This is a genomic window from Deltaproteobacteria bacterium, from assembly GCA_012522415.1.
Classification (GTDB): Bacteria; Desulfobacterota; Syntrophia; order Syntrophales; family JAAYKM01; genus JAAYKM01.
In genome coordinates this window covers 1-6,186 of sequence record JAAYKM010000018.1, presented here as the reverse complement: position 1 = coordinate 6,186, position 6,186 = coordinate 1, and the positions used below count along the sequence as shown (strand labels likewise).

The 6,186-nt window shown below is 51.3% G+C and carries 5 protein-coding genes; all 5 read right to left on the bottom strand.

The window, feature by feature from the left end; genetic code table 11:
- Positions 1–46 precede the first annotated feature (46 nt).
- Positions 47–1,165, bottom strand: a complete 1,119-nt coding sequence (locus GX147_01350; protein NLN59356.1) for a DegT/DnrJ/EryC1/StrS family aminotransferase — start codon at positions 1,163–1,165, stop codon at positions 47–49.
- Between the two features lie 454 nt (positions 1,166–1,619).
- Positions 1,620–2,480, bottom strand: a complete 861-nt coding sequence (locus GX147_01345) for a methyltransferase domain-containing protein (protein ID NLN59355.1) — start codon at positions 2,478–2,480, stop codon at positions 1,620–1,622.
- Positions 2,437–3,930 (bottom strand): lipopolysaccharide biosynthesis protein, encoded by a 1,494-nt coding sequence (locus GX147_01340; protein NLN59354.1) that lies wholly within the window; start codon positions 3,928–3,930, stop codon positions 2,437–2,439. Before GX147_01340 ends, GX147_01345 begins: the two co-directional genes overlap by 44 nt.
- Before the next feature lie 323 nt (positions 3,931–4,253).
- Positions 4,254–4,547 carry a GIY-YIG nuclease family protein gene (locus tag GX147_01335; protein ID NLN59353.1) on the bottom strand — a complete coding sequence of 98 codons (294 nt, stop codon included), beginning with the start codon at positions 4,545–4,547 and terminating at the stop codon, positions 4,254–4,256.
- 369 nt (positions 4,548–4,916) lie between these two features.
- A complete protein-coding gene (gene rfbB / locus GX147_01330) occupies positions 4,917–5,990 on the bottom strand; it encodes a dTDP-glucose 4,6-dehydratase (GenBank protein NLN59352.1) in 1,074 nt (357 codons plus the stop codon).
- Positions 5,991–6,186: the final 196 nt, after the last annotated feature.

The following is a 6,186-nucleotide window of genomic DNA, read 5'->3' as shown; positions in this document are numbered from 1 at the left end:
ACTCCCCGCAATGACATGGGGGACCCTCCTCGAAATGCCCTTAATTCTATGGGGCCTCGATCACGGCTATTATCCGCACCGCGTTTTCCGCCTCCAAATCCGGATAGATCGGCAGGCAAAGGACACGATCCGCAATATCATGGGCCACGGGCAGGTCTTGCCTCACTGCCGAGGGCCGGTTCCTATACATGGGAAAATCGCTGATGAGGGGGTAAAAATAGCGCCGGGGGAAAATGCCGTGCTCCCTCAACTTGTCATTAAGTTCGTCTCTTGTCAGGGGATATTCTTTCTCAACCAGAATAGGGAAGTAGGCAAAATTGTACTTTGTGTCTGCCGGCAGGGCCGGCAGGGAGATGCCGCCGACGTTTGCCAGTTTCTGCCGGTATCGTTTGTCTATTTCCCGCCTTCTTCCGATTGCTTTATCGACATGCTTGAGCTGTAAAAGGCCGAAGGCCGCCTGGACTTCATTCATCTTGGCGTTGATGCCCGGGGTGACGACGGTGACCTCGTCGTGGAAGCCGAAGTTCTTTAAATCATCGATCCGTTTTTTTGTGTTTGCGTCCGGGCAGACGATGGCGCCCCCTTCAAAGGTGTTGAAAACCTTGGTGGCGTGAAAGCTCAGGGTGGAAAGATCGCCGTGGGCCAGGAGGCTTTTGCCTTTGTAGTGAACGCCGAAGGCGTGGGCGGCGTCGTAGATGACCTTGAGGTTGTAGGTGTCGGCAACGCGCTGGATGCCTTCTAGGTTGCAGGGCTTGCCGTAAACGTGCACCGGCATGATCGCCGTGGTGCGGGGGGTGATGGCTGCTTCGATTTTATCCGGGTCGAGGTTGAACGTTTCCGGGTGGATGTCCACGAAGACGGGTTCGATGCCGTTCCAGAGCAGGGAATGGGCCGTGGCGACAAAGGAAAAGGGCGTCGTGATGACCTCGCCGGTGATCCGCAGCGTTTGCAGGGCCGTCATGAGGGCGAGGGTGCCGTTGGCGAACAGGGCCAGGTGTTCCACCCCCAGGTAATCGGCCAGCCGGACTTCCAACTCCTGATGAAAGGGCCCGCCATTGGTGAGCTGTTTCTTTTCCCAGATTTGCTGAAGATACGGGTAAAATTCCTCCAGCGGCGGCAGGAAGGGCCGGGTCACGTAAACAGGGTCGGTTTGTTTTTTATCCATTTTAGTGGGTCCTTATCCTTTGTCACTTCGAACGCCCCTCTTTGTCACTTCGAACGTCCCTCTTTGTCACTTCGAACGAATGTGAGAAGTCTTAAACGCACCGCCACCTCCGAAACCGCACGGGTTAAGATTTCTCCCCGGCATTCGCCGGGTCGAAATGACATGGGTGGCTGATGCCGAGTCGAAATGATATGGAGGCTGATGCCGCCTTGTCACTTCAAGCATCTCTTCATGTCACTTCGAACATTCCTTTCTGTCACTTCGAACGAATGTGAGAAGTCTTAAACGTAACGCCTTGGGGCGGTGTGAAGGACAAGATTTCTCGTCGCTTCGCTCCTCGAAATGACATGGGTGGCGCTCCTCGAAATGACACGAGGGATGGTCAAAATGACATACCTTTTCTTGTTATGTCCTATTATGTTTCCGAACCACCGAAGGCACGTGAGGAATCTTACTACCTTTTCTTATTGGGTTCATGCTCAAGTACAGATTTTTCAGCGACATATAAAACGCTCTGATCGGTTATCCCGCATTCCATAAACGTTTTTCCCCCGAAATATTCTTTCCCATATTGATGCAAAACAAAACCAGCCTTGCCGACCCTTTCTATAAAACCATTTTTGGAATAGAGGCGTACGTGATCATTCTGACCGAAGCGTCGCCATCTCTCAGCTTCGTCTGTTATAGAGGGATCTTCATCGATTTTTTCAATGGCAAGACAGATGGGGACCATAAGGATGCCGGAGCCTCCCGGTTTTAAAATGCGATACAATTCCGACAGTGCCCTGTTATCGTCATATACATGCTCCAGCACGTGAGAACAGATGAAAAAATCAAACTGATTGTTGTCGTAGCACGGCATATCTGTGATATCGATTTTATCATCAACATCTTCTTTTGCTATGTCCGCTGTTCTGTAAGACACGCTGTGTTTCGACTCGGAAATGATTTTTCGGATGTAGCCGGATAGGGGAGCGGATGGAGCAATGTCTATTATACTGATCTGCTTGTCCTTCTTTATGCTCGTAAAATAGTTTTGAACATATAATGCATATAACCGGTCCCGGTCGGCTGCCCTGCAAATTGGGCATGAATAACTTTGGTAATTCAGAGTTTCTGCTCGCCCGCTATAGGGATAGCCATATTTCTTGGCATTGTTGGAGTAAAATTTGTGTAAAGGAAGAAAACGGTTAATTTTTCTATTACAGACGGGACAATAATATTTGGCATTTATAGAATATCTAATGACTTTAAGTGCTTCGCTTGCCTTCTTAAAATAGAAATTTTTGTTTAGGCGTTTCCTGATCGAATTCATGGGATTTGCCTTTGTTCTGAAAATTTTGTTTAATGATATCTTTAAGATAGAGATAATCCTTATAACGCAATCCCTCACATATACTGAAGGTTATCAGTGCACCGGTTACCACCTGAATAAGCAGCATGGGTAATGGCGGCAGCCTAAAAAACATGCCTTCGATAAATACGATGGCGCTCATTACGGCGGCAATAATGAAAGAGGGAGTAACATCTTTTATCTGCTCAATCCAGGAATAGTTTATTAAGCGTCCCGACCAGTAGCTGTTGAGATAATAAGCAATGAAGGAAAGCAGTATCATCCCCAGAAGCATTGCTTTGATTCCAAAAAAGATAGCGACGATTATGACGGGTACGGCCAACACTTTTTTAATTACTTCAATGATCACGGCAAGATCACTTCTGCCTTGCACATAAAGCATGTTCAGGTTGATGGCGTGCAGGGGGTAAGTCATGCCGACAAAGCAAAGCAGTTGCAGGTAGATGACGCAGGGTTCCCACTTGGGGCCGATCAGGGCGAAGACCGTGGGTTTGGCGACGGCGGCCAGGCCCAGCATCAAGACGAATGTGATGAGCATGGAACTGCGGATGATTCTCTTATACGCTTCCTTCAGGCGGGGCGGATCGTCCTGGATGCTCGATAGAACCGGGTAGCTCACCCGGCCGATGACGGACTGCAGGTAGGACGAAGGGAGGGACTTAAACTGTTCGGCCCGGGTGTAATGGCCCAGCTCGGCGGCGCTGAAGTATTTACCGATGATCACGTAGTAGATGTTGCGGTAGAGGGTGTCGAGGAGGCCGCTGATGAGGAGGTTGCCGCCGAAGGCGAACAGTGTTCTGAAGGAGACCATGCTGAAAACCAGGGAGGGCCGCCATTTGTTCCAGTACCACAACAGGAGGGATGAGAAAAAGAATCCCAGGGTGATTCTTGCCACGAGACTCCAGACGCCGTAGCCCGTATAGGCCATGACGATGCCGATGAGGCCGGAAAGGACCGCCGCGACAAGGGATATTTTCGTCTGCAGCCGAAAATCGATGCGTTTGGTGCGCAGGGTGGTCTGAATTAATGCGAAGGCGTTGATGATCAGGGACAGGCCGAGTACCCGTATCAGTTGCTTCAACATGGGTTCGTTGAAAAAATGGCCGATGGCGCCGGCGGCGGCGAAAAGCAGGAGGTAGAAAAAAACGCCGACGGCGATGTTGAAGAAGAAAACGGTGGAATAGTCCTGCTGGGTGCAGTCCTGCTTGCGAATCAGGGCCTGGGAGAACCCGCTGTTGATGAATGACTGGGAGATGGCGATAAAAATCGTCAGCATGCCGATGAGGCCGAATTCCTGGGGTGTGAGCAGGCGGGCGAGAATGATGCCCACGATAAAGGAAACCCCCTGGTTGGCGAAGCTGTCGATGAAGCTCCAGGTCAGGCCGGAGATGGTTTTTTGCTTGAGGGACATTCAGGCCGCTCCTCTGTTTTGCCTTTCCCTTTTGTCATTTTGGCCCAGCTACCATGTCATTTCGACCCGGCTGTTAAGCCGGGGAGAAATCTTTTCCTTCCCGCCGTCCCAAAGTGTTTCGTTTAAGATTCCTCACCCGCCTCCGGCGGGATTCTGAATGACATTTTAGGCTGACGGCGGGATTCGGAATGACAAAAAAATACCATGTCGGGTGGCGCCCACCATGTCATTGAGAGGCGCGCCCACATGTCCTTTCGAGGCGCGCCCACTATGTCATTTCGACCCGGCGCAAGCCGGGGAGAAATCTTGTCTCTCCGGCAATCTCACAACATTTCTCCCAAATCCTTCCAATTCGGGTTCATTTGTTCAATAAGCCTGTCCTTTTTCTCTCTGCGCCATTTTTTTATTTCCTTTTCCCTGGCTATTGCGACGTTTATGTCGTTTGTTTCCTCAAAGTAAACCAATTTGTTGATATTGTACTTTTGAGTGAACCCTTCGATCAGCTCATTTTTATGTTCATACACTCTGCGGGGCAAATCATTTGTCACCCCGACGTAAATCACCTTGTTGTTCCAGTTGGCCAGCAAATACACATAATAACTTTTTGTGTAAACCATTCGGGACTCCTCATGTGGGATTGAATGAGCTTCCCTGGTTGATAAGATCCTTTTTTACTGCCTTCCGATGCGTTTCGTTCAAGACTTCTCACATTCGTTCGAAGTGACAGAAAGGGACGTTCGAAGTGACAAAAAAGAATATCCTTTCGAAGAGAAGCACCCATGTCCTTTCGAGGCGCTTCCACCTATGTCATGTCGAGTGGCACCCACCATGTCATTTCGACGGGGACCGCTGTCATTTCGACCGGAGGGAGAAATCCTGCCCTTTCGGTTCTCCCAATGCGTTTCGTTCAAGACTTCTCACGTTCGTTCGAAGTGACAAGGGGGACGTTCGAAGTGACAAAAAGAGTGTCGCAGCGACGAGAAATCTTATCTTCCGCCGTAATTCAGGTGAATCCAATTCTGATAGGAGCCGTCGAGAATGTGGTTGAGCCAGGTTTCGTTATCCAGGTACCACCGGACGGTTCTGGCGAGACCCTCGTCGAAGTCCACGGTCCGGCGCCAGCCCAGGTCGTTTTTAAGCTTGTCGCAGTTGATGGCGTAGCGCCGGTCATGGCCGGCCCGGTCCTTCACGTAGGTGATCAGGCCCCTGAAGCGTTCCGCGTCCTCCCCCGTCGCCTCGGCCATTTTCTCACACAGGACATGGATCAGGCGGATGTTCTCCCACTCGTTTTCGCCACCGATATTGTAGGTTTCCCCCGTTTGCCCCCCCGTGACGATAAGTCGGAGGGCGCGGTTGTGGTCACTGACGTAGAGCCAGTCGCGAACGTTCTTGCCGTCACCGTAAACGGGCAGGGGTTTGCCGTTTTTCATGTTCAGGATCATCAGGGGGATGAGCTTTTCCGGGAACTGGTAGGGACCGTAGTTGTTGGAGCAGTTGGACAGGGTGACGGGCAGGCCGTACGTGTGATGGTACGCCCTGACCAGGTGGTCCGACGAGGCCTTGGAGGCGGAATAGGGGCTTTTGGGGTCATAGGGCGTGGTTTCGAAAAAATACCCCCCGTCGTCAAGGGACCCGTACACCTCGTCCGTACTGACGTGGTGAAACAGGACGTCCCAGCGGTCTCTCCAGGCTTCCCTGACGCATTCCAGCAGGTTGAACGTGCCCATGATGTTGGCCAGGATGAATTCGGCGGGTCCGTGAATGGACCGGTCCACATGGGATTCCGCCGCGAAATGGACGACGGTGTCGATGTCGTACCGGCCGAGAATGGCCTTGACGGCGCCGTAGTCCTGGATGTCGGCCTTTTCAAAAAAATACCGTCTGCCGCCGAACTTTTCATCGATTCCGGCGAGATTTTCCAGATTGCCCGCGTAGGTCAGTTTGTCCACGTTGACGATACGTCCGTCGAAGGACGGGTCGCCGAACATGTCATGTATGAAGTTCGAGCCGATGAACCCGGCTCCGCCTGTTACCATGACATTCTGTATTTTTCTCTTCATTTCCCTTTTTCCTGTGCCTGGACGAGAGGGAAGCAGGCCGCCGCGGCTTTCCGGGCGGGCGGCCATGCGGGTGACCTTACCCCAAAATATGTACCAAGTTCAAAATGAGTCCTTGTTCCTGTAGCATAGTTTGATGTTCTTTGATAAATTCATAAGGCGTTTTATCTCCCAGAGAGCTGTGCGGCCGAACTTCATT

Excerpts from the sequence above, each read along its gene's own strand:
- GX147_01335 (NLN59353.1), bottom strand. The coding sequence starts at position 4,547 with ATGGTTTACACAAAAAGTTATTATGTGTATTTGCTGGCCAACTGGAAC.
- GX147_01340 (NLN59354.1), bottom strand. The coding sequence starts at position 3,930 with ATGTCCCTCAAGCAAAAAACCATCTCCGGCCTGACCTGGAGCTTCATC.
- GX147_01345 (NLN59355.1), bottom strand. The coding sequence starts at position 2,480 with ATGAATTCGATCAGGAAACGCCTAAACAAAAATTTCTATTTTAAGAAG.
- GX147_01350 (NLN59356.1), bottom strand. The coding sequence starts at position 1,165 with ATGGATAAAAAACAAACCGACCCTGTTTACGTGACCCGGCCCTTCCTG.
- rfbB (NLN59352.1), bottom strand. The coding sequence starts at position 5,990 with ATGAAGAGAAAAATACAGAATGTCATGGTAACAGGCGGAGCCGGGTTC.